Source organism: Pseudonocardia sp. NPDC049154, from assembly GCF_040648315.1.
Classification (GTDB): Bacteria; Actinomycetota; Actinomycetes; order Mycobacteriales; family Pseudonocardiaceae; genus Pseudonocardia.
In genome coordinates this window covers 90,481-113,030 of record NZ_JBEZDN010000011.1, presented here as the reverse complement: position 1 = coordinate 113,030, position 22,550 = coordinate 90,481, and the positions used below count along the sequence as shown (strand labels likewise).

The 22,550-nt window shown below is 73.1% G+C and carries 26 protein-coding genes and 1 pseudogene; 14 read left to right on the top strand and 13 right to left on the bottom strand.

Annotated elements, in window-relative coordinates; genetic code table 11:
- Positions 1-171 precede the first annotated feature (171 nt).
- Positions 172-633, top strand: a complete 462-nt coding sequence (locus tag AB0B41_RS09050; protein ID WP_358200697.1) for an ArsI/CadI family heavy metal resistance metalloenzyme — start codon at positions 172-174, stop codon at positions 631-633.
- A gap of 47 nt (positions 634-680) precedes the next feature.
- Here the strand turns inward: AB0B41_RS09050 and AB0B41_RS09045 are convergent, their stop codons facing one another.
- From AB0B41_RS09045 to AB0B41_RS09015, 7 genes are all read right to left on the bottom strand, one after another.
- A complete protein-coding gene (locus AB0B41_RS09045; protein WP_358200695.1) occupies positions 681-1,286 on the bottom strand; it encodes a sigma-70 family RNA polymerase sigma factor in 606 nt (201 codons plus the stop codon).
- Positions 1,287-1,480: 194 nt separating this feature from the next.
- A complete protein-coding gene (locus AB0B41_RS09040) occupies positions 1,481-1,897 on the bottom strand; it encodes an arsenate reductase ArsC (protein WP_358200694.1) in 417 nt (138 codons plus the stop codon).
- Positions 1,898-1,931: 34 nt separating this feature from the next.
- Positions 1,932-3,038, bottom strand: a complete 1,107-nt coding sequence (arsB, locus tag AB0B41_RS09035) for an ACR3 family arsenite efflux transporter (RefSeq protein WP_358200692.1) — start codon at positions 3,036-3,038, stop codon at positions 1,932-1,934.
- A 168-nt stretch (positions 3,039-3,206) separates the two neighbouring features.
- Positions 3,207-3,752, bottom strand: coding sequence for a DinB family protein (locus AB0B41_RS09030; RefSeq protein ID WP_358200690.1), 546 nt, complete (start codon positions 3,750-3,752; stop codon positions 3,207-3,209).
- An 83-nt stretch (positions 3,753-3,835) separates the two neighbouring features.
- Positions 3,836-4,003 carry a LapA family protein gene (locus tag AB0B41_RS09025; RefSeq protein WP_358200687.1) on the bottom strand — a complete coding sequence of 56 codons (168 nt, stop codon included), beginning with the start codon at positions 4,001-4,003 and terminating at the stop codon, positions 3,836-3,838.
- Between the two features lie 292 nt (positions 4,004-4,295).
- Positions 4,296-4,928 carry a VOC family protein gene (locus AB0B41_RS09020; protein WP_358200685.1) on the bottom strand — a complete coding sequence of 211 codons (633 nt, stop codon included), beginning with the start codon at positions 4,926-4,928 and terminating at the stop codon, positions 4,296-4,298.
- 486 nt (positions 4,929-5,414) lie between these two features.
- Positions 5,415-5,969, bottom strand: a complete 555-nt coding sequence (locus AB0B41_RS09015) for a dihydrofolate reductase family protein (protein ID WP_358200683.1) — start codon at positions 5,967-5,969, stop codon at positions 5,415-5,417.
- 161 nt (positions 5,970-6,130) lie between these two features.
- Here AB0B41_RS09015 and AB0B41_RS09010 point away from each other — a divergent pair, with 161 nt between their 5' ends.
- A complete protein-coding gene (locus tag AB0B41_RS09010) occupies positions 6,131-6,697 on the top strand; it encodes a GNAT family protein (RefSeq protein WP_358200681.1) in 567 nt (188 codons plus the stop codon).
- Between the two features lie 46 nt (positions 6,698-6,743).
- Here AB0B41_RS09010 and AB0B41_RS09005 read toward each other — a convergent pair whose 3' ends face one another.
- Positions 6,744-7,346, bottom strand: coding sequence for a DUF5701 family protein (locus AB0B41_RS09005; protein WP_358200679.1), 603 nt, complete (start codon positions 7,344-7,346; stop codon positions 6,744-6,746).
- A 481-nt stretch (positions 7,347-7,827) separates the two neighbouring features.
- On the opposite strand from AB0B41_RS09005, the gene AB0B41_RS09000 reads away from it, so the two are divergent.
- Both AB0B41_RS09000 and AB0B41_RS08995 read left to right on the top strand, forming a co-directional pair.
- Positions 7,828-9,420, top strand: a complete 1,593-nt coding sequence (locus AB0B41_RS09000; protein ID WP_358200677.1) for a SpoIIE family protein phosphatase — start codon at positions 7,828-7,830, stop codon at positions 9,418-9,420.
- A 124-nt stretch (positions 9,421-9,544) separates the two neighbouring features.
- Positions 9,545-11,380, top strand: coding sequence for a SpoIIE family protein phosphatase (locus tag AB0B41_RS08995; protein ID WP_358200675.1), 1,836 nt, complete (start codon positions 9,545-9,547; stop codon positions 11,378-11,380).
- A 62-nt stretch (positions 11,381-11,442) separates the two neighbouring features.
- On the opposite strand, the gene AB0B41_RS08990 is transcribed toward AB0B41_RS08995, so the two are convergent.
- Positions 11,443-11,886 carry a pyridoxamine 5'-phosphate oxidase family protein gene (locus AB0B41_RS08990; RefSeq protein WP_358200673.1) on the bottom strand — a complete coding sequence of 148 codons (444 nt, stop codon included), beginning with the start codon at positions 11,884-11,886 and terminating at the stop codon, positions 11,443-11,445.
- A 585-nt stretch (positions 11,887-12,471) separates the two neighbouring features.
- On the opposite strand from AB0B41_RS08990, the gene AB0B41_RS08985 reads away from it, so the two are divergent.
- Positions 12,472-12,900 (top strand): DUF6401 family natural product biosynthesis protein, encoded by a 429-nt coding sequence (locus tag AB0B41_RS08985; protein WP_358200671.1) that lies wholly within the window; start codon positions 12,472-12,474, stop codon positions 12,898-12,900.
- Between the two features lie 94 nt (positions 12,901-12,994).
- On the opposite strand, the gene AB0B41_RS08980 is transcribed toward AB0B41_RS08985, so the two are convergent.
- Together AB0B41_RS08980 and AB0B41_RS08975 are read right to left on the bottom strand one after the other, a co-directional pair.
- Positions 12,995-13,753, bottom strand: coding sequence for a methyltransferase domain-containing protein (locus AB0B41_RS08980; RefSeq protein WP_358200669.1), 759 nt, complete (start codon positions 13,751-13,753; stop codon positions 12,995-12,997).
- A gap of 87 nt (positions 13,754-13,840) precedes the next feature.
- Entirely contained in the window at positions 13,841-14,041 is a 201-nt protein-coding gene (locus AB0B41_RS08975) for a cold shock domain-containing protein (RefSeq protein ID WP_358200667.1), read from the bottom strand.
- Between the two features lie 282 nt (positions 14,042-14,323).
- Here AB0B41_RS08975 and AB0B41_RS08970 point away from each other — a divergent pair, with 282 nt between their 5' ends.
- On the top strand, positions 14,324-14,527 hold the full coding sequence (locus AB0B41_RS08970) for a cold-shock protein (RefSeq protein ID WP_037047683.1): 204 nt from the start codon (positions 14,324-14,326) through the stop codon (positions 14,525-14,527).
- Between the two features lie 194 nt (positions 14,528-14,721).
- Here the strand turns inward: AB0B41_RS08970 and AB0B41_RS08965 are convergent, their stop codons facing one another.
- A complete protein-coding gene (locus AB0B41_RS08965; RefSeq protein WP_358200665.1) occupies positions 14,722-15,924 on the bottom strand; it encodes a cytochrome P450 in 1,203 nt (400 codons plus the stop codon).
- A 182-nt stretch (positions 15,925-16,106) separates the two neighbouring features.
- On the opposite strand from AB0B41_RS08965, the pseudogene AB0B41_RS08960 reads away from it, so the two are divergent.
- Positions 16,107-17,111 (top strand): annotated as a pseudogene (locus tag AB0B41_RS08960) (aspartate aminotransferase family protein).
- Positions 17,112-17,129: 18 nt separating this feature from the next.
- On the opposite strand, the gene AB0B41_RS08955 reads toward AB0B41_RS08960, so the two are convergent.
- A complete protein-coding gene (locus AB0B41_RS08955) occupies positions 17,130-17,363 on the bottom strand; it encodes a hypothetical protein (protein ID WP_358200663.1) in 234 nt (77 codons plus the stop codon).
- A 128-nt stretch (positions 17,364-17,491) separates the two neighbouring features.
- Here AB0B41_RS08955 and AB0B41_RS08950 point away from each other — a divergent pair, with 128 nt between their 5' ends.
- From AB0B41_RS08950 to glnT, 7 genes are all read left to right on the top strand, one after another.
- Positions 17,492-17,755: a hypothetical protein gene (locus tag AB0B41_RS08950; RefSeq protein ID WP_358200661.1), complete on the top strand. Its 264-nt coding sequence runs from the start codon at positions 17,492-17,494 to the stop codon at positions 17,753-17,755.
- A gap of 139 nt (positions 17,756-17,894) precedes the next feature.
- On the top strand, positions 17,895-18,185 hold the full coding sequence (locus AB0B41_RS08945) for a hypothetical protein (protein ID WP_358200659.1): 291 nt from the start codon (positions 17,895-17,897) through the stop codon (positions 18,183-18,185).
- Positions 18,161-18,406, top strand: a complete 246-nt coding sequence (locus AB0B41_RS08940) for a hypothetical protein (RefSeq protein ID WP_358200657.1) — start codon at positions 18,161-18,163, stop codon at positions 18,404-18,406. The genes AB0B41_RS08945 and AB0B41_RS08940 overlap by 25 nt, the downstream gene beginning before the upstream one ends.
- A 241-nt stretch (positions 18,407-18,647) precedes the next feature.
- Complete coding sequence (locus tag AB0B41_RS08935; RefSeq protein ID WP_358200655.1) at positions 18,648-19,160, top strand: dimethylamine monooxygenase subunit DmmA family protein; 513 nt, start codon at positions 18,648-18,650, stop codon at positions 19,158-19,160.
- A complete protein-coding gene (locus tag AB0B41_RS08930) occupies positions 19,157-20,089 on the top strand; it encodes a PDR/VanB family oxidoreductase (protein WP_358200652.1) in 933 nt (310 codons plus the stop codon). The genes AB0B41_RS08935 and AB0B41_RS08930 overlap by 4 nt, the downstream gene beginning before the upstream one ends.
- A complete protein-coding gene (locus AB0B41_RS08925; RefSeq protein WP_358200650.1) occupies positions 20,086-21,063 on the top strand; it encodes a DUF3445 domain-containing protein in 978 nt (325 codons plus the stop codon). Before AB0B41_RS08930 ends, AB0B41_RS08925 begins: the two co-directional genes overlap by 4 nt.
- Before the next feature lie 102 nt (positions 21,064-21,165).
- Entirely contained in the window at positions 21,166-22,542 is a 1,377-nt protein-coding gene (gene glnT, locus AB0B41_RS08920; protein WP_358200649.1) for a type III glutamate--ammonia ligase, read from the top strand.
- The last annotated feature ends 8 nt before the right edge of the window (positions 22,543-22,550 follow it).

Genomic DNA, 22,550 nt, shown 5'->3' with positions numbered 1-22,550 from the left:
GGACGAAACCAGTCATGCCCGTACCTATGTCGACTCCTGGCCAGGGACGCAGCCGGCGCGCGGTGCGGTAGGCGCTGCACCCCCGCGAGGCGTGTGACTCGGCTGCGTCCGTTCGTCATGTCCGACGTCAGTGAGGGCGACACACCAATCCCTTCCCGGAAGGAGCCCACGATGGCCACCACGCGAGTCCAACTGGCCCTCGACGTCGACGACATCGACGAGGCGACGGCGTTCTACACCCGGCTGTTCGGGGTCGCCCCGCACAAGCGGCGCGACGGCTACACCAACTTCGTGATCGCCGATCCGCCGCTGAAGCTGGTCCTGATCGAGAACCCCGGCGCCGGTGGCGGGCTCAACCACCTCGGTGTCGAGGCGGAGACCTCCGCGCAGGTCGACGGGGCGCTGGCACGGTTCGTCGAGGCCGGGTTGCAGACGCGGGTCGCCCAGCAGGATGTGTGCTGCAACGCCGAGCAGCACAAGGTGTTCGTCACCGCGCCGGACGTGCCGTTGGGCTTCTGGGAGTTCTACGCCGTCACCGACGACAACCCGGCCAACCCCGAGGGTGCGTCCACCTCGGTGTGCGAGCTGAGCTGCGCGGCGGGCGGCGGCGAGCAGGTCAGCTGCTGCGGCTGACCCGTCGGACGCGGCCGGGACGGGGCGGCTGCCGGGGGGCCGTGGGGCTAGTCGCAGCCGCAGCCGCAGCCGCGATCGGAACCCGACGGGGGCTCGTAGTCCATGGGGACGCCGCGGGCGTCGAGCGTCAGGGTGCAGCACTGCCCGAGCAGCTCGGCGAGCCGGCGCCGACCGCGCTGGACGCGCGACTTCATCCCCGACAGCGACACCCCCTCACGGCGGGCGGCCTCGGCCTGCCCCACACCGTCGAGGTCGATCATCTCCACGGCCCGGCGCTGCTCGCGCGGGAGCCCGCCGAGCAGCGGCCGCAGGCAATGGGCGAGCTCGTCGAGCACGTCGTCGGAGTCGTCGGGCTCCTCGCCGACGCGGTCCTCGGGTGCCGCGACGAGCTGCTCGCGAGCCCGACCGGCCCGCCGGTACTCGTCGATGACCGCGTTGCGCGCAACCCGCGACACCCAGTGCGCGAGGAGCTCCCGGTCGTCGACCGAGCCCAGGTTCTGGTGGATCCGCAGCAGGATCTCGGCGACGAGGTCCTCGGCGCGGCCGGGGTCCGCGATCCGCCGCCCGACGTACGCGCGCAGCTGCGCGACGACCTCGCGCCACATCTGCTCGGTGACGGGCTCGGCCGTCCCCGCACCGCCGGTGGTGGTCATGTCTCCGCCGCTCCTGGCGTCTGCGCCGCGCCCTGCCGAGGACTGACGACGGCAGCGCAGCGAGGACGCAGCCTCTCAGACTTCCCTTTCGGCCGGAAGGAGCTCGCCCACGGCCTTCCGCGTGAGCCCGGCGGCCATCTGGAACCTGCCGCCGGTACGAACGCAGACGAACAGCTCCGACGGCGTCGCGGTGGTCACTGGGCGGCGGCGGGGCTGGTGAGCTCGGCGAGGAGGGCCTTCACGCGGGCGTCGATGTCGTCGCGGATCGGGCGGATCTCCTCGGGGCTCTTGCCGGCGGGGTCGGTGAGCTCCCAGTCGAGGTAGCGCTTGCCGGGGTAGACCGGGCAGGCGTCGCCGCAGCCCATCGAGATGACGACGTCGGCGGCGCGGACGACGTCGTCGGTGAGCGGCTTGGGGAACTCGGTGGACAGGTCCAGCCCGAGCTCGGCCATGACCTCGCGGACGGCCGGGTTGATGGTGTCGGCGGGCGCGGAGCCGGCGGAGCGGACGTGCACGCGGCCCCGGGCGTGGTGGTCGAGCAGGGCGGCGGCCATCTGCGAGCGGCCGGCGTTGTGCACGCAGACGAACAGGACCTCGGGGACGTCGGGCATGAGGACTCCTTCGGACTGGGCGAGCGCGGTGCGGTCAGCGGCTCGCGCGGGCGTGGGCGCCCCACCAACGCCTACGCAGGGCGAGGGACACGTAGACCAGGGCGACGAGCACCGGGACCTCGATCAGCGGGCCCACCACGCCGGCCAGGGCCTGGCCGGAGGTGACGCCGAAGGTCGCGATCGCGACGGCGATGGCGAGCTCGAAGTTGTTGCCCGCGGCAGTGAACGCCAGGGTCGCGGAGCGGTCGTAGCCCAGGCCGACGGCCTTGCCCAGCGCGAGCGAGCCCAGCCACATGATCGCGAAGTAGGCCAGCAGCGGGAGCGCGATGCGGGCGACGTCGAGCGGTCGGGAGGTGATGGCGTCGCCCTGCAGGGCGAACAGGACGACGATGGTGAACAGCAGCCCGTAGAGCGCGAACGGCCCGATCCGCGGGATCAGCTTCTCCTCGTACCAGGCGCGTCCCTTGGCCTTCTCCCCGAAGCGGCGGGTGAGGTAGCCGGCGACCAGCGGGATCCCGAGGAAGATCAGCACGGACCAGGCGATCTGCCAGGCGGAGACGTTCAGGTCGGCCTGGGGCAGCCCGAGCCAGCCGGGCAGCACGGACAGGTAGAACCAGCCGAGCCCGGCGAAGGCGACGACCTGGAAGATCGAGTTGATCGCCACCAGGACGGCGGCGGCCTCGCGGTCGCCGCAGGCCAGGTCGTTCCAGATGATGACCATGGCGATGCATCGGGCGAGCCCGACGATGATCAGCCCGGTGCGGTACTCCGGCAGGTCCGGCAGCAGCAGCCAGGCCAGGGCGAACATCAGCGCCGGGCCGAAGACCCAGTTCAGCACCAGCGAGGTGGTCAGCAGCCGGCGGTCGCCGGTGACGGTGCCGAGCCGGTCGTAGCGGACCTTCGCCAGCACCGGGTACATCATGATCAGCAGGCCGAGGGCGATCGGCAACGAGACGCCGTCGATCGAGATCGCGTCCAACGCCTCGCCCAGGCCGGGGATCAGCCGTCCGGCGCCGAGGCCGACGGCCATCGCGGCGAGGATCCACACGGCCAGGAACCGGTCGAGGGTGGAGAGCTTCGTGACGACGGGTTCATCGGCCTGGCCGGGCCGCCCGGCGGCGGTGTCGGGGGTGGCACTCATGCGGGGAGGTCACTTCCGGTGGGGGTGCAGGTGCTGCGCAGCGGGGAGCGGGCGGGCACGAGGACGATCAGCGACAGCAGGTTCGACACTCATCTATCTTCACTGTCGTCGAAGCAAGCGCACAAGTGGGCGTGCGGTGAACGTCGACCGACATCGAGATGAGCCGGCTCACCCTCCGGCCGCACGGCGTTCGGGGCTGCGAGGCCCGAGGGTGAGCTGACGGCGGTGGAACTCGAAGTGCTGGGTCGGGAAGCGGTAGACGTCGGCGAGAGTCATGTAGTCCCGGAAGAACGGATCCCAGCGGGTCGGGTAGTGCATCCCACGCTCGAGGTCCGCCTCGGACTCGGCGTCGAGCCGCCGGTGCAGCTTCGCCACCGTCCGATCCAGCAGGCGGCTCATCCGAGCCGGCGTCAGCGTCTGCCCGCCCGCCCAGGAGCCCACGAAGTTGACCTGGTCGAACAGCGGCGTGGCGGCGTCCAGCGCGGCTGCGAACCGTCGGCTCGCGCCACGTGGGAGGCGGCCGAACAGGCGGACCAGGTTCCCGAGCGCACGGATGATCACGTAGCCGAGCACCATGTGGAAGAGCAACTGCCGGTTCGACCACCGTGTACCGGCGGACGACGCGCGCAGCTCCTCACCGCCGGCATCGGCGACGAGCCGCACGAAGTCGGCCCGAGCCCGCTCCATCTCCTCGTGGACCGGCTGCCTGTCCATCTCCCGAGGCTCTCCCAGGAGCACGCGGCGCAGTAGGGCCGACCAGCACCCCGATCACCGCGTGTCGTCACCCCCGCAGAACCTCAGCGCTCCGCACGGCGAGCCACTCGGCGCCGATGGCGGCGCAGGACGCCCAGCCCGAACCACACCAACGCTCCCAGCAGCGCGGTGACCAGGGTGAACAACCACAGTGGCCAGGACCAGCTCCAGAAGAGGAACCGCAGCGTGACCGGCGCCGTGTTCTGGATCATGAAAATCAGGAGCAACCCTGCGCCCACGAGGGTCGCGATCACCCCGCCGCTCAACCGTCGCCCACTATGTCCGTCCGCGGCACCGGTCGTGGCGCCGGGCCTCGTCTGCTCGACCATCGCTCTCCCCACTCCGCGCAGCAGCTCGTGTGCCCCTGCAGCGTCGGGAGCAGGGCAGATGGACGTAAGGGCCATAGGTCTCCCGTCCGGCACGACGAGGACGACCGGTGCCGTCACCGCGAGCGCGGTGCACCGCCGTCCAGGACGATCACGTCGTGGTCGCTCCTGCGGGTGCTCACGTCGGCAGCTCGGTCCCGGCCACCTCCGCGGCCATGTAGGTGGCGTACCAGTCCGGCCAGTCCTCGTCGCGCTGCCCGGTGCGCTTCTCGTGCTCACCGTGCGCGGCCTCCGCCCGCCGCAGCGCAGCGGCCAGGTCCGCGGTCGAGGCGAACGCCGTCTCCGTGGCCTCGACCCGACCGGGCAGTCGGGTGGTGACCTCCTGCAGCACCCAGACGTTGCCGTCCGGATCGCTGAACGTGGCCTGCGTGAAGTAGCTGCGCCGCTCCGGATCCAGGCCGTCGACCGGGCCGTCCGGCCCGATGTGGAAGATCGGGCTCACCTCGACACCCGCGGCGGTCAACGCGTCGCGCGTGACCTCGATGTCGGTGACGACCAGGTACTCCTTGCCCGACCCGGGCGCGGCCGCGGTGAGATCCGGGCCGAAGTGCACCGAGCACGCCGAGCCGTGCGGGGTGAGTTGGACGACGCCGGGTGGCGTGCGGTCCACCCGCCACCCGAGGCTGCCGTAGAACTGCTTCGCCCGGTCGACATCGGAGACCGGGAGGACGACGACCTCGAGTTTCATGTCGGTCGTCGCGAGGGTCTCGGTTGCGCCGGCCTTCGTGCTCTGGACATCCGTCGTGCTCATCGCGGCCTCCTCGGTCGTGTGGCGGGCGAGAGAGCGCACGGGCGTGAGGGGGTCGGTCCCCCCTCACGCGCCTGCGGATCTGCGCCCGGCTCCTGACAGCGGCGGCCACCGTCCGCGCCGCCCGCACCCACCGGCTAGGGCCATCGGTCGTGCGCGGGACGGGACGGTTGCTCCTGACGACGTGTCGGCGGCCGGACGGCTCCCGGATACTCGGGTCGACCGGCACCCCTGCCGCGGGGCCTGCCCGGCGAGGAGCGGCACGGACCGGGACTCCGGACTCACCCGCCCGGGCCTCGGGAACGTCCCGGGTGCCCGACTCCGGGGCGTCGGGCACCCCGGTCCCCCCATGCGCCGCAACGCCCCGGAGTCGAGCTACCTGAGTGGAACGACGGGCACGGTCGCGCAATACGAGCTCCGGTGTGACGCGGGTGACAGCGGCGTGAAGGTGCCTACGCAGGTGCTGATCCGGCCCGACCTGCCCCGCAGTCAGCCGATCCTCTCGTACCGCAGGTACACGGTGCCGCCGCGGAAGGCACGCTGCTCGACCAGCCGCAGCCGGAGGTCGGCGCCGAGCGGGAAGTACGGCTTGCCGCCGCCGGTGAAGGCCGGCACCACCCTCGGGCGGAACTCGTCGATCAGGTCCAGCAGTGAGGCGGCCAGACCGGCGCCGCCGACGGCCAGGTCGCCGTCGGTCTCCTTCTTGAGCCGGACCACCTCGTCGACCGCGTCGGCGCGGCGCACCAGGCGGCACCCGGGCGCGACCGACTCCAGCGAGTCGGAGAACACGATCCGCGGCGTCGCGACGTACAGCTGAGCGAACTCCGCCTCCACCTCGCCCCCGTCGGCCCGCTCCGGCGCCGTCCAGAACTCCTCCATGACCTCGTAGAGGCCGCGGCCGAACAGGAACGCCGCCGTGTCGCGGGTCTGCTGGTTGGCGAAGCGGTGCACCTCCTCGTCCGGCTCGGAGAAGCCGATGCCGCCGGTCACGTCCTCGATGTACCCGTCGAGGGAGATGCTCATCGTGTAGCTGAGGGTGCCCATGGGGAAGTAGACCGCACGGCTGACCCGAAATCATCGTCAGCGGGCCTTGACGGGCACGCGATCGCCTTGCCGCCCGGGTGTGCGCGGCGCTAGCGTCGCCGGGCTCTCCTGAGGTCACCACTGGCGCCGACGCGCCAGACGACGAGTGGGGTACTCCTCCGTTGTCCGACGACGAATCGACCGGTCCTCTCGGCTCCTCCGGCGAGCCTGCCGCGGCGCGCGAAGGGACACGGACCGAGGTCCGACCGCTGACGCTCGAGCAGGTCACGACGCTGATCGAGGCCCCCGAACGGTTCCCGCAGCAGTACGGGCTGTCCCTCGCCGACGGCTACCTGGCCTTCCCCGAGGCGCTGGCGTTCACGCGGGACGTGCTCGCGGCCGGCGCCGCGCCCGAGTGGTTCAGCCACCTGATCGTCGACCCCGACGCCGCCGAGGTGGTGGGGCTCGGCGGGTACACCGGCCCGCCGGCCGACGGCGTCGTGGAGATCGGGTACAGCGTGGCCCCCGGTCGCCGCGGCCGCGGGCACGCCACCGCGGCCGCACGGACCTGGATCGCCTCGGCCCGCGCCCACGGGGCGGTCCGGATGATCGCCCACACCCTCGCCGAGGAGGGGCCCTCGACCGCGGTCCTGCGCCGGTGCGGCTTCACCCGGGCCGCGCAGGTGGAGGACCCGGAGGAGGGGCCCGTCTGGCGGTGGGAGCTCCCGCTCGCCGTCGACGACCGGTGATCACCCGCCGCCGGCGTGCCGAGCGGAGCGGGTCGGGCGGGCGCACTCAGGTGGTGCGGGTCGTCGCGGAGGCGAAGCCCAGCCAGGTGTGGCGGTTGTTCCACCAGCACCACCCCACCTTCGGAGCGTTCCGCCTCTCCTTGCCGTCCCGGCCGGTCCCGTTGGAGATCCACACGGCAGGGGTGCGGGCGTCGAACCTCCCGCCGGGCTTGCGCAGGCGGGAGCCGATGGTCATGAAGCAGACGTTGCGCTGCAGCACCTCCGGGTCCTGCAGTACCCACTGCACGCCCTCGGTGAGCAGCAGCGGGGTCCGGCCCGTGCCGGCGAACTCGGTCGCGGCCTCCTCCGGGCTCCGGTTCACCAGGTGGTCGCCGCGGTCCAGGCCCTCCACCAGATGGACCGGCGCGTCCGGGACCTCGACGGTCGGGGCGAAGTCGTCCACGTCCGTCATGTCGGCGACCACGAACCCCGCCTTGTCGCCACGCCGCAGCAAGGGCGTCAGCGCGGAGGGTGTCGCGCCCGCGACGACCAGCAGGCCGGGTCGGTCCGGCAGGGCCTTCACGGCGATCCGGAGTTCCTCGGGGGTGAGCGGCGCGGTGGCGCCGAGGGAGACGAGTCGGTCGACCTGGTCGTGCAGGGACGGCAGCACAGGACCTCCGGGATCGGCAAACGGCACGGGCTCAACGCCCGTCCGGTCCGTCCTGTTCCCAGGACACGAGTCCGGGGTCGGCGTGCTCGCCGGCCCAGGATTCGACGGCCGGGTTCCCTGCGTCGTCGCGCAGCGGACCGAGCGGGCGGGGCGTGCTGAGCGAGTCGCACATGCCCCCACGGACCGGCGATCTCCGCCCGGACGCCCTCCACGAAGGCCGACGACCTGTCAGCCCGATCGCACGCTGCTTGACGACCGGGCCCCGGCAGGCCCGCCCCCTCGACCGGGCCCCCCTACGGAGACCTGCGCAGAGACAGGTCCCCCGCACCGGAGATCGCCCCGATCGCGCTTGCTGTTACAACTAGCTCACCCGCGGTCACGACATCGACCGGGCTGGAGCCGAGCAGGCCGAGCGAGCCGAGGACGCGGAGGCACTGCGCGAGGGGTGCCCAACGCCTAGAGTGCGCCGCGTGAGGACCTCGTGAGCGAGACCGTGGCCGGTGCCCCGACCGGCCCGGACGCCCCCGGTTCGTCCGCCCTCCGTGTGCTCCTCGTCGAGGACGACGACGGCGACGCCTTCCTCGTGGAGGAACTGCTGGCCGAGGTCGGTGAGCTCCCGACCCTGGTCCGCGTCAGCAGCATCGCCGAGGCCACGGGCCTGCTCGGGCACGCGGACTGTGTCCTGCTGGACATGAACCTGCCCGACTCATCCGGGCTGGACGGGCTGGCCCGGCTCCTCGAGATCGAGGACCACCCGGCCGTCGTCGTGCTCACCGGCGACCTCGACGAGACCCGCGGCCGGGCCGCCGTGGCGGCCGGGGCCGAGGACTACCTGATCAAGGGCAAGGTCGACGGGCGGCTGCTCACCCGGGCGGTGCAGTACGCGGTCGAGCGCCGCCGCGCCGACCGGCTCAGCCGCCAGCTGCACGAGGCCCGGGCCCAGGAGCGGGAGAACCGCCGGCTCGGGCGGGGCCTGCTGCCCACCGCGCTGCTGCGGGACCCCGCCGTCTCGGTGACCACCCGCTACCAGCCCGGCGAGAAGCGGCTGCTGCTCGGCGGCGACTTCTACGACGCCATCGAGACGGACGACGGCACCGTCCACGTCATCATCGGCGACGTCAGCGGGCACGGCCCCGACGAGGCCGCCATCGGCGTCAGCCTCCGCATCGCCTGGCGCACACTCATCCTCGCCGGAATGCCCGCCGCGCACGTCCTCCCGATCCTGGACCAGGTCCTGGTCACCGAGCGCCACGACACGATTCTCTTCACCACCGTGGCGATGGTCTCCGTGGCGGCCGACCGCAGTCACGTCGACCTCTACCTCGCCGGGCACCCGCCACCGCTGCTCGTCGACGGCATCACCCCCCGACCCCTGCCCGACCATGCCCTCGGCGTCCCGCTCGGCGTGCGGCTGGGCACGACCTGGCCGTCCGTCCGCGTGCCGTTGCCCGCGGACTGGGCGCTGCTGCTCTACACCGACGGGCTCGTCGAGGCCCGCGACGACGACGGGGAGGTGCTCTGGACCGACGGCCTGCTCGACCTGCTCGGGAGCCGGCTCCGCGCCACCGGCCCGACCTGGGACGCCGAACCGGACCGACTGCTCGACGCGCTCCTGGCCGCGGTCGACCACCGAGCGCCGCTGCGCGGCGACGATCTCGCCGTCGCGCTGATCACCCACACCGCGGCCGAGGCGAGGCAGCGGGCGGAGTGGGCGTACGACCCCACCGCCGGAGCCAGCGTCCGCGTCCGCCGGGACCTCCTCGCCTTCCTGGGCGATCGGGAGGTCGACGACGACACGACCGACGACGCCCTGTTGGTCGCCAGCGAGCTGGCCAGCAATGCCGTCGACCACGCCCGGACCCCCTTCCGCGTGACCGCCACCCTCGACGGGCGCTCGTTGCGGCTGGAGGTGACCGACGGCTCCCCCGGCGAACCCCGGCTGCAGCTCCTCGACGTCCACGCGCCACGCGGACGTGGGCTCCAGATGGTCGACACCCTGGCCACGGAGTGGACCGTCCACCACCACGACACCGGCAAGACCGTCGCCGCCGAGATCGCGATCACGACCGACTGAGCGGCTCCGCCCCCGCACGGTGCGGCCGCGCCGTCGTCAGGGACGAGGTTGTTCTGTCATCCTGTCGGCGATACCCGAGGGAGCCACGTCCCTCGCGGCGAACCGGAGCACACCCAGGAGCACGATGGCAGGCCACGCCGAGGGCGGTCCCGTCCGGGACGCGACCGATCTCGACGGCTGCGCCGACCTCAGCGACCCCGACCGGCTCCGCGCCCTGGAACACACCGGCCTGACCGCCGAACCCGACGAGCGGCTCGACGGCTTCGCCGCATGGGTACGCGAGGCCCTCGACGTCCCCGTCGCGCTCGTCTCGCTCGTTCGGCCCGACTCGCAGATCTTCCCCGGGATGAGCGGGCTCCCCGAACCGTGGGCCGGCAAGCGCTCCACACCGCTGAGCCACTCGTTCTGCCGGCACGTCGTGCTCACCGCCGAACCCCTCGTCGTCCCCGACGCCCGCGACCACCCGCTCGTGCGCGACAACCTCGCGATCCCCGACCTCGGTGTCGTCGCCTACGCCGGCATGCCCCTCACCGACGCCGCCGGCAACGTGCTGGGCTCGCTGTGCGCGATCGACGGCACACCCCGCGCGTGGACCGACACCGAGCTGGCCACCTTGCGGCGCATCGCCGCAGCCTGCGCCACCGAGCTCCGCCTGCGGCTCGCCACCTACGACGCCGGCCGCGAGGAGGTCCGCCGGGACCGGCTCGAGGCCGCCCAGAAGCGCTCGTTCCGCCGCTCGCAGACCCTGCTGCTCGCGTCTCAGGCCTTCACCGACACGACCGACGTGGACGACGTCCTGACCCGCATCCGTGCGCTGGTCCACACCGAGCTGCGCCCCGCCTACGTCGGCGCGGTCGTCCTCGACGAGCAGCACCGCACCGTCCGCCTCGCCGACGACCCGGTCGCCCTCGCCCCCACCCACACCCCCGACCTCGACGCGCACCTCCCGTCCGCCCGGGCCATGCGCGAGGCCGCGATCCTGCACTACCCCGACCGCCGGTCCTTCGACGCCGCGAACCCACCCGCCGCCGCGGCGATCATGCGTCACCTCGGCCTGCACTCGGTGGTCGCCGTCCCGCTCCCGGGTACCGACGGACCCCTCGGCTCGATCGTGCTCGGCTGGGAGATCCCGAACGTCGTCGAGGCCGAGGACCTGCTGACCATCGCCACCATCGGCGGCTACGCCAGCCAGGCCTTGGCCCGGGCGCGCATCCTGCAGCACCGGATGTCCGTGGCCCACGCCCTGCAGAACGCCATGCTCACCTCCCTGCCCACCGTCGACGGACTGCGGATGGTCGCCCGCTACGCACCCGCCGACGCCCGGGAGCACGTCGGCGGGGACTGGTACGACGCCGCAGCGGTCCCCCACCCCGCTCACCCCGGGCGGCCCGCCCTCATCGTGTCCACCGGCGACATCATCGGCCACGACCTCGACGCCGCGATGATCATGGGCCAGGTCCGGTCCATGCTGCGCCAGACCGCCTGGGACCACCCCGCCGACCCGCCCTCGGCCGTCCTGCGCGCCTTCGAGGCCGCCGACCACGGCCTGCACCTCGGCGCCCGGGGCACCGCGGTCCTCGCCCGCCTCGTCGAGACCGCCGCCGGCGCCTGGACCCTGTCCTGGACGAACGCCGGTCACCCGCCCCCGATCCTGCTGCTCCCCGGCGGCACCGCCGACCTGCTCCACGGCCACGACCCCCTGTTCGGCTTCGAGTTCACGGCGGATGCGCCCCGCACCGACCGCCACCGGGAGATCCCGTCCGGCAGCACCCTGTTCCTCTACACCGACGGACTCGTCGAGCACCGCGGCAGCGACCTCGACGTCGGCACGGAAGCTCTGCTGGACCTGCTGCGGCGCAACCACGACCGTCCGGTCGAGGACCTCGTCGACCTGGCCGTCGGCACGCTCGCCCCCGACACACCCGACGACGTCGTCGTGTTCGCGATCCGCTTCGTGTGACCGACGGAGGGGTGTGTCGACAGGAGGTGAGCGAAGCGGGACGGCCCGTCCCGCCCGGCGACCTAGTCCTGGTCCGGGCCTCGTCGCACCCGGCGGCCGTTCAGCCGGCTGAGCACGATGCCGATCGTGTACTCGTCGTGGTCCGGCAGCCAGGGCCGGGGCACGTGGCGGTCGAGGGCGGCGAGCCGATCTGAATCGGTCACCTCGTACGCGTGGCCGACACCGAGGACGCTCCAGCCCGACTGGTCGTCGAAGTCGATGTCGTCGACCTGGAAGGCGAAGACCGCGCCCTTGGACGCGGCCGCAGCCTTCGTCCGGCTGCCGGTGCGGAAGAAGACTTCCTCACCGGCGAGCGTGTACGTGACGGGGTGCGCGGCGGGCAACGCGTTCTCGGTGTAGATCACCCGGCCGACCTCGGCGACCGTGAGCAGGCGCAAGCACTCGGCGCGGCCGATGATCTCGAACCCACACGTCGGTGTGGATGCGAACAGGGGAGTGTCCGGCACGCCGGAGATTCTCGCCTTCGGAGGCCGTACCGGCCTAGGACCTGAGGCCTCACGAAGTCCCGAACCGGTCACGGAGGGCGAGAACGGACGTATCGGTGCCCACGTGCGCCCGCGGCGGGCGCAGGCCGGAGCCTGCCGTGGCCGCTGCCGTCCGCGTGGGTGACACACTCGGGCTCGGCGGGCGCGACGCCGCCCGAGACATGATCGACTCGGGGTGCCGCAAGGCCCAGGAGCACTCCGACACCGTCGCCGACGACCTCCGGACCGCGCGGGAGTGCGGCCGGCAGGACGCCCAGGCCGCCCGCGAGCACGCCGAGGACCGCGGCGAGGACGTCCCCGCGGGTGCCGATCCGGGGGATCACGCCGTGACCGGGCCGGACCGCCGCGCAGCCCCGGCCGGGTGGGACGTACGAGAGCGACCAGCCCGAATACCGGACCCGCTGGCCTGCGCCCGCACCGGCCCACCGCACGGCCCCCGGACAGGGGTGTCCGGGGGCCGCGTCCTGCCTCGGACCGGACGAGTCGCTCGCCACAGCCACCGGAGGGGATGGGATCGGGCGGACCTCCCGACTACCCTCCTCGGTCGTGAGTGATGCCGCGCGCCCCCTGGCGTCCCGGCCCGTACCCCGGACGGTGCGCTCGGCGCGGCGGTGGCTGCGTGCGCTGCACGACGAGCTCGGCGTCGCCGGGCTCGCCGCCGCGGCAGCGCTGCCGGGGCTCGCCGCGGCGGTCGACCAGCACGCGGCCGCGGTGCAGGACGCCACCACGATCGGACTCGAGGCGACCGCCGCCGTCGCGGGCCTGCTGCTCCTCGCCGGCTACGCGCACGGCGTCCTCACCGAGGCGCTCGCACACGGCTGGCACCCGCCGGCCGCCGGTCCGCAGGGCTGGTCGCGAGCCGACTGGACGAGCGTGCGGCTCGCCGCCGTCTGCGCGCTGAGCACCCGACCGGACCGTGTCGGGTCGACCGACCTGCCGCCCTGGCCGCGGACCATCACGCCTCCGTCGACCTGACCTGACCGGGCCGAGGTCGGGTCGATGCCCGGAGGCCGCCCCCTCGGTCGGGGCTCGAGAAGGTCTTAGGGACGTCTACCCGAGAAATCGCTGCTCAAGACGGGGTCGATGACGGCGCGACGGTGCGGGCGGTCGAGACGGTCGAGCTGCTGCCCTCCGTCGGCGTGGTGGTGAGGCGCCGACGGAGCCGGTGCAGGCTCACCTCGGGGTGGGCGGTTCCGGACGTACTGACGGTGGACCACCGCTCGCACGAGGCGAGGAAATCGCGCGCCGGCGGACGTCCCTGATCGGCGAGCCAGACCTCGCCCGAGCCGAGGACGAGCCGGGGCAGCAGCGCACCGAGGGCGTCCAGTCCGTCGTGGAGGTAGAGCACGTCGGCGGCCAGGACGAGGTCCCACGGGGCCCCCGCGATCGCCGACCACGGATCCGACCAGTCGCACTGCGCCACCTCGAGCCGGAGGCCGTTGCGACGGGCGTTGTGGGCCGCGAAGGCCAGGGCACCGGGCGCATGGTCGGTGGCCAGTACCCGGGCCCCGCCCTGCGCCGCTGCCAGGCTCGGCAGGGCCAGGCCGCAGCCGAGCTCGAGCACACGCGCACCGGTGAGGTTCGCGCGCGCCACCGCGTCCGCGAGCTCGATCCCGCTCGGCCACGGCTGCGCCCAGTACGGCGGCTCCGTCCCACCCCAGCCGAAGTTCTGCTCGTAGATCTGTTCGAGCGCGTCCCGGGGGTGGACGAGCTCGATCCGACCGGTCGTCAGGTCGACGGCGCTGTGGCTGACCCCGACCAGGCCGGAGGGCGCACCGGCTCCGGGGACGTCGCCGTACAGACTGAATCCGCTGCCAGCGGAGGGCATGCAAGCCTCGGATCTCTCGCGGGGTGACCCGCGTTCGGGTGCGGCACCGCAGGGGCCGCTCGTACCGCGCCTCCCGGCGCGGATCGGTCAGACTCGGTAGACGCGGGACGCGACGGGACCGGACTCCGACTCGTGGAGGTCGAACTCCACGCGGTCGCTCGCGTGCAGGCTCTGGCTCCCTCCGCCGTCGATCTGGGCGCGACGCACGGGGACCTCCCTGCCGTCGTCGAGAACGATGAGGCCGGTGCCCCGCTGGGGGTCGAACCACCGGACGATCCCGGTTGCCATGACGAGCTCCTCCGCCCTGGCTGTGACGACTTATCGGGCGACCCGGGCGACGCGCCTCGACAACTGCTGAGGCTCCGACCCTACGCGCCTCCCCCCACCGGTGCGCACCGCGCAGTAGGGTGCACTCGGTCGTTCTGTTTTCGAGGTCCGTGTCTTGCACGCTCACGGAGACACAGCGATGGGCCGCGGCCCCGCCCTCACGGTGACGGCGGGACCCGCCCATCAGGATCGGCCGGGGCTCCGCACACTGCGAAGGGCCCAGGACCTGCTAGGAGCAGTGACATGCCACAGGGCACCGTGAAGTGGTTCAACAGCGAGAAGGGCTTCGGCTTCATCGAGCAGGACGGCGGCGGCGCAGACGTCTTCGTCCACTACTCCGAGATCGACAGCACCGGCTACCGCAGCCTCGACGAGGGTCAGCGGGTGGAGTTCGAGATCGGCCAGGGCAAGAAGGGCCCGCAGGCCAACGGCGTCCGCGTCATCTGAGATCAGCCCCCCGGCCGACCGGCAGCAGATCGCCACCGGTCGGCCGGAGCCCCCCGCCGGGCTTCCGACCCGCGCCGACCGCCCAGCCTGCGACGCTGTCGACTGTGCTGATGTGGCACACCGGAGCGGTGGTGGCGCCCGTGCCCCAGAACCTCCGCGGCCCCTCCACGACCTCGCCCGTCACCGGCTCGCGCTCACACGTCCCAGGTGACCGGGAGGCTCTTGACGCCGTGGATGTCCGCGGTCTCCGGGCGCAGGCCGACCTCGTCGGCCGGCACGGCCAGGCGCAACGTCGGGAAGCGGTCGAACAGCGCGGGGAACGCGACCCGCATCTCGACGCGGGCCAGCTGCTGGCCCAGGCACTGGTGGATCCCGTGGCCGAAGGCCAGGTGCGCGCCGTCCTGCCGCCGGAGGTCGAGCACATGGGGATCGGGGAAGCGCTCGGGGTCACGGTTGGCGGTGCTGTACGAGGCGATCACGGTGGTCCCGGCCGCGATGGTCCGGCCACCCAGCTCGACGTCCTCCAGCGCCGTCCGCATGAACGTCTTGGCCACGCTCAGGTACCGCAGCAGCTCCTCCACGGCCCCGTCGACGAGCGTGCGATCGGCGCGCAGCGCGGCCAGCTGCGCCGGGTTGCGCAGCAGCGCGAAGGTGCCGAGCGCCAGCATGTTCGCGGTGGTGTCGAGCCCGGCCGCCAGCAGGATCAGGCTCACCCCCTTCAGCTCCTCGTCGGTCAGGTCGCTGTCGGTGAGGTCGCTGAGCAGGTCGTCGGTCGGGCTGGCGCGCTTGGCGGCCACCAGCTCCGCGAGGTACTCCTGGGTCGCGGTGTAGGCCGCGATCAGCTCCTCGTCGCTCGCCTCCCCGCTCATGAACGACCCGACCTGCTCCTGGAAGGAGTCCCGGTCCTCGTACGGCACCCCCAGCAGCTCGCAGATCACGATCGCGGGGACGGGCGTGGCGAACGCGCTCACCAGGTCCGTCGGCGGCCCGGCCTTCTCCATCGCGTCCAGGTGGTCGGCGGTGATCTGCTCGACGCGCTCGGTGAGCAGCCGCATCCGCCGCACGGTGAACCTGCCCACCAGCGGTTTCCGGTAGCGCCCGTGCTGCGGCTCGTCCATGAGGAGGAACTCGCCGGGCGGCGCCGGAGGGATGTCCATGCCGGTGACGTCGATCAGCGGGTGGCGCATGAGCTCCTTGCGCGAGCTGAACCGCGGGTCGGCCAGGACCGCCCTGACCAGGTCGAATCCGGTGACCAGCCAGCCGGGCTCCCCGCCGGGGAAGGTGTAGCGGCTGATCGGGCCGTGCTCGCGGGCCCGGATCAGCTCCGGGGGCGGGTCGAAGGGACAGCCGGCCGGACGGGTGGTCGGGAACGTCGTGAGGGTGTGGTCCACGGTCATTGCTCTCCTCGGCCTGACCTGTGCGGGAGCTCGGCACTCGCCGCGTCGGAGGCGAGCGTCGGACCTGCCGGTTTCACGGCCCCTTCATCACCCCTGCACCGGCTCGACCGTCACTGCCGAGGGACTCCGCGCCCGGGATCGCGTGATGGACGCGTACCCGGCGACTTCGTAGCGTCGGACGCATGGCGGCCGACACCACCGCGAACCTGATCCACTACCTGGGGTACGCCTCTTCGGCCCCGGGATCGTCGACCACGCCCGGGGCAGCCGGGTGGTCACCGAGGACGGGCGTGAGCTCCTCGACTTCACCTCCGGGCAGATGAGCGCGATCCTCGGCCACTCCCACCCGGAGATCGTCGCCACCGTCCGTGAGCAGGTCGGCAGGCTCGACCACCTCTACAGCGGCATGCTCAGCCGCCCGGTCCTCGACCTCGCCCGGCGGCTGGCGGACACGCTGCCCGCGCCGGCAGCCTCGCCGCCTGCCTCGTCGAGCCCGTCCGCAGCTCGGGCGGGGTCGTCGACCTCCCACCCGGCTACCTCGCGGCGCTGCGCGACAAGTGCCACGAGCGAGGCATGCTGCTGATCCTCGACGAGGCCCAGACCGGCCTGTGCCGCACCGGCGACTGGTACGCCTTCCAGCGTGACGGCGTGGTCCCCGACATCCTCACCCTGTCCAAGACCCTCGGCGCCGGGCTGCCGCTGTCCGCGGTGCTGACCAGCGCCGAGCTCGAGGAGCGCGCCCACGAGCGCGGCTTCCTCTTCCTCACCACGCACGGCAACGACCCGCTGCCCGCCGCCGTCGGGAACACGGTGCTCGACGTGCTCGTCCGGGACCGGCTCGACCTGCGCGCCTGCGAGCTCGGGGACCGCCTGCGCCGCGGGTTGGACGAGCTGGCGTCCCGGCACAAGGTGATCGGCGACGTGCGCGGACGGGTCTCCTCGTCGGGCTGGAGCTGGTCGACGACGAGGTCTGGGGCGACGCCGACCGGCTCGGGACCGCGGTCACCCGCCGGTGCGCCGAGCTCGGCCTGCACATGAACATCGTCCAGCTCCCGGGCATGGGCGGTACCTTCCGCATCGCCCCGCCGTTGACCTGCGCCGAGGCCGAGATCGACCGGGGCGTGGAGATCCTCGACGCCGCGCTGACCGACGCGAGGAACGGGGATGTCGGACGGAGGTCGAGCTAGGGGATCGCGGTCGCCGGCTCAGTGGCCGGGCTCCTGGCCGGCGAACATCGCGATCAGGCCGTGCGGGGCGTCGTCGCCGAACATGAGCTCCTCGAGCTCGGTGCCCTCGGCGGCCGCTTCGGCGCCGCGCGGGAACAGGGCCTGCTCGTACTCGGCGAGGGCGGCCTCGACGGACGGCGGCGACGACGGCGTCCGTCCTCGGCGCCGCCGGCGCCCGGCGTGACCCTGGTCGTGGGCGTGCGACAGGTTCACCTGTCCCGAGGGATACGGCATCGTGGTCGGACGACGAGCGTGCCCACTCGATCGGGCACCTCGGTGGTGCCGGCCTGCCGGCGGCGCCCCGCGCCGGAGCCCTGCCCGGCCACGGGAAGGTGGAGACCATGGACGACGTCGTCGTGCTGACCGTCGTGTCCAGCCGCTCCGAGGCGGACCTGCTCGTCGGACTGCTGCGCAGCGGCGGACTGTGGGCCGCCGTGTCGGCCGACGACGCCGGGGGCCAGGAACCCCAGCTCCAGCTCCAGGGGGTCCGCGTGCTCGTCGCCGCCTCCGAGGAGGGCCCGGCCCGACAGCTCCTGGCGGCCACCGCCACTCCGGACGAGGACCCGGACGTACCGGGCGATCCCCAGCGCTCCCCACACCGCTAACGAGGCGCTCCTCCGCCCCCGGAGGAAACACGACCGACACATCCGGAGACGCTGTCCGTCACAACCACGCTGTTTCCTCCTATGCGACTCAGATTCACGACACGAGACCTCGTCTCGTGCCACCGCGCGAGGAGCCGCGATGGACGCAGCAAGTACGGCGTGGATCCTGGCCGCCACCATGGGCGTGAGCCTCATGGTCCCCGGGCTGGCCCTGTTCTACGGCGGCATGGTGGGGGCGCGCAGCATCCTCAACGTCGTCATGATGACCTTCGGCGCGGTCGCGGTGACCGCGTTCGTCTGGACGCTGTTCGGCTACTCCGCCGTCTTCGGGAACTCCTACGGCGGCGCCGGCCTGCTCGGTGACGTCACCGCGCCCTCGGCGTCCAGGCCGTCGCGGTGGCCGCCGTGCTCGCCTACTCCTTCACCGTGACGTGGGTGATCGCGAAGGTCGTCGACCTCACCCTGGGGCTGCGCCTCTCGCGCGAGGTGGAGACCGAGGGCGTCGACATCCGCGTGCACGGCGAGCAGGCCTACGACCTCGACGGCCACGTGCACGCCCCGGCCGCGGACCTCGCCACCCGCGAGCACGAGGTCGTCGCCTCCGCCGAGGCCGCCCTCGCCACCGACGGGCCTGCCCCGGCCCGCGACTGACCCCCGACACCGACGAAGGGACACGGCATGACCACCGTCGACGGCACGTTCGTCCTCACCGACCAGGCCACCGGCCAGGTCGTGGAGGCCCGCAAGGGTGACGTGCTGTTCTTCCCGAAGGGCACGACGGTGAAGTTTCGAGACCCCGGACCGGGCACTCGGCTTCTCCGCGGGCCACCGCAGCTTCGCGCCCTGACCTGCCCTCCCCGCGCCGCTTCCCCCTCGAGAGGAGAACGGACCCATGGGTTCCGCGCACACCAGCGTCCCGCGCTGGCCGACCTCCGACCCGGGCCTCGACCGGACCGGGCGGAGCTACGCGATCCTGTCGTTCGGCCCGGACGCCCGGCCGACGGCCGAGGGGTGGCACCGCCAGGTCGCCGACCTCGATCGTCCGGTGTGGGCGTGGCACGGCGACTCGGCCGACGAGGTCCTGGCCGAGCTCGCCGAACGGGTGGAGGCGGCGCGGGTGGGCTGGCGGCTGATGCTCGCCGGCCCGCAGGCCGACGTGCTCGCCGCCCGGGCCGTGGCGACCCGCGGCGGCCTGCTCGACGCGGAGATCACCCTCGTGGTCACCGACGACCGGCACCGACGCGTGTGGTGCTCGCACTGCGACACCACCACGCTCGCCGAGGTCGCCACCGGGGACGTGACCGGCTGCTCCGGTTGCGGCCGCTCGCTGCTGGTCTACCACCACGTGTCCCGCCGCAACGCCGCCTACCTGGGGTTCATGGTCGACGCCGAGGAGGCCGTGTGACCACCCTGGCCTTGATCGTCGGCCACAGCGAGGAGATCGCTCCCGGCATCCGGGAGATAGCCTTCCGCCGCCCCTGCGGTGGCGTGCTGCCGGCCCACCCGGCCGGCAGCCACGTCGTCGTCGAGTGCGGCGAGGGGCGGCGCAACGCCTACTCGCTCACCAACCCGGGCGCCGAGCCCCGGGAGTACCGGATCGCGGTGCTGCACAGGCCCGACGGCGCGGGCGGCTCGGCCCACATGCACTCGCTGCGGGTCGGCGACACCGTCACGGTGTCCCGCCCGCGCAGCGCCTTCGCCCCGGTCGGCACCGCCCGCCGGCACCTGCTCGTCGCCGGCGGGATCGGGATCACCCCGATGCTGGCGCACGCCCGCGACGCGGTGCGCTGGGGCCGGGACGTCGAACTGGTCTACGTGCACCGCCCCGGCAGCGCGGCCTTCGGCGACGAGCTGGCCGCGCTGCTGGGCGACCGCCTGGCCGAGACGACCGACGAGGACGAGTTCGGGCGCCTGCTCGACAAGGCCCTCACCGGCCAGCCGATCGGCACGCACCTCTACGTCTGCGGGCCGGGTCCGCTCATGGACCGCGTGCTCGCCGACGCCGCCGCAGCCGGATGGCCACCGGAGCGGCTGCACCTCGAGCGTTTCGTGCCCGCCGCCCTGGACCCGGGCCGCGAGTTCGTGGCCCGGCTGGCCCGGTCCGGCCGCGACGTCGTCGTCCCCTCCGGCCGGAGCCTGCTCGACGCCCTCCACGGGGCCGGGGTGGCCGTGCCGAACATGTGCCGGCAGGGCGTGTGCGGTGAGTGCAAGGTGCCCGTTCTGGCCGGCGCGCCGCTGCACCGCGACGAGTACCTCTCCGATGCGGAACGCAGCACCGCGGTCATGTGCTGCGTGTCCCGCAGCGAGACCGAGACCCTGGAGATCGACCTGTGACCCTGTCCGTCAGTCCACGGCTCGCGACCTTCCCGTTCCCCTTCCGCGCCGACAGCTACCGGTACTCGACCAACGTCGAGCCCGCCCGGGTCCCGGTGGAGACCGAGGCCGGGAGCTGGGGCGCGGGGATCCTGCACCTCGACGAGGACTACACCGGCGAGCTGGCGGAACGACGTCGGATCCTGGCGGTGGACCCGTCCCGCCTGCAGGTCCTGCCGCACATGCGCCCGGCGGCCTGGGACGCGCTCCTGACCGTGCTGCGCGAGCTGCACGCGCAGCACCCCGAGTCGATGTCGCTCGAGCAGGACGGTCCGACCTTCGTCTGGCGCAACTCCCTGCTCGGCGTCGAGCAACGCTTCACCGAGGGCGCGGACGACCACCTGCCCGGTGGCCCGCTGGGCTTCCTCGGCAGCCAGATCCAGGACGACGTCGTGCTGCTCGACCAGCGCGAGGGCTCGCTGTGGGCCGACGCGGGCGTCGTCACCTTCGCAGCGGACTGGTCGCTGGGCTTCGACGTCGGCATGCGCTTCCTCGAGGTCCACGGCCCGGTCCCGCGCATCCACGAGGAAGGGATCATCTCGCGGGCCGAACGCTTCCTCATGCGCCTGCAGCCCGGCGAGGAGTACCGCCGCACGAACTGGAGCATGTCCGTCGACCGCCGGCTGGACCAGTCGACCGAGGTCTACCCCGAGTGGGGACCGGACCGGCGGGCGATCGTCGACGCCGGGCCCGCCGAGCTCGCGCGGCGCCTGCACCTGCGCGTGGAGGTGCAGCACCTGATCCGGCTCGGCGCCTCCGGCGCGATCATGTTCCTGATCCGCACCTACCTCGTCCCGCTCGACGAGCTCGCGCTGGTTCCCGCCTGGCGGGCGCGGTTCGGTCGCGTCCTGGCCGAGCTGCCCGAGGACATGGCCGACTACAAGGGCCTCGTCCGCTTCCGCGACGCCGCCGCCCGCTGGCTGCTCGACACCTGACGGCTCGTCGCACCCGCCACACGGCGGCGCGTTCGCAGGTCTTCCAAGTTTCCTCATCAGAGACTATGTTTCTCAGTGCGACACGACGAAGGGACCACCACGATGGCCTCCGACACCTCCACCCTCCCCCGCACCGAGCCCGCCCCGGCAATGGCGGCGGCCCCCGCGACGACACCGTCGCTGGCCGAGCGCGCCCGGGCCGACGGGGTGCGGTTCCTGCTGGCGCTGTTCGTCGACCTGACCGGCAAGCCGTGCGCCAAGCTGGTGCCGGTCGAGGCGGCGGACGAGCTGCAGGACGAGGGCGTCGGGTTCGCCGGCTACGCGGTCGGCGCGATCGGCCAGCAGCCCTGCGACCCCGACCTGATCGCGATCCCCGACCTGGACAGCTACACCCCGCTGCCGTGGGTGCGCGAGGGCCTGGCACTGGTGCACTGCGACCCGCACGTCGAGGGCCGCGCCTGGCACTTCGCCCCGCGGGTCATCCTCAAGAAGCTCCTGGCCGAGGCGAAGGCGCAGCAGCTGGAGCTCTTCGCGGGGGCCGAGGTCGAGTACTTCCTCGTCCGTCGCGACGCCGACGGCACCCTCGCCCCGGCCGACACCAAGGACGTCGAGGCCCGGCCCTGTTACGACGCCCGCGGCCTGACCCGCATGTACGACCACCTCACCGGCATCTCCGCGGCCATGAACGCGCTGGGTTGGGGCAACTACGCCAACGACCACGAGGACGCCAACGGCCAGTTCGAGCAGAACTTCGCCTACGCCGACGCCCTCACCACGGCCGACCGGGTCATCACCGCCCGCTACCTGATCTCGGTGCTGGCCGAGCAGCGCGGGATGACCGCGACGTTCATGCCCAAGCCCTTCGCCGACCGCACCGGGTCCGGCATGCACCTGCACCTGTCCCTCTGGTCGGACGGCGAGCCCCGGTTCCCGGACGCCGACGACACCCGCGGCTTCGGGCTCTCCGAGCTCGCCTACCGCTTCCTCGGCGGCATCCTCGACCACGCGCCCGGGATGCAGGCGGTGCTCGCGCCCACGGTGAACTCCTACAAGCGCACGGGGGCCACCTCGACCCGGTCCGGCGCGACCTGGTCCCCGCGCCGGGCCACCTACGGCGGCAACGACCGCACCCACTTCGTGCGGATCCCCGACCACCACCGCATCGAGCTGCGCGGCGGCGACGGGTCGGCGAACCCGTACCTCGCGCTCGCCGCCGCCCTCGCCGCCGGTCTCGACGGCATCGCGCGGGACGTCGACCCCGGCGCTCCGGGCGCGGACGGGGTCCTGCGCCCCGAGCTGCCGCCGACGCTGCTGCACGCCGTCGAGGCCCTGGCCGCCGACCCGGTCGTCACCGCCGGGCTCGACGCCGCCGGCCCCGGGGTCGCGGAGTACTTCGCCGCGCTCAAGCGCGAGGAGTTCTTCGACTGGCACGGCACGGTCGGCTCCTGGGAGCACGACCGCTACCTCACCGCCTTCTGACAGATCAC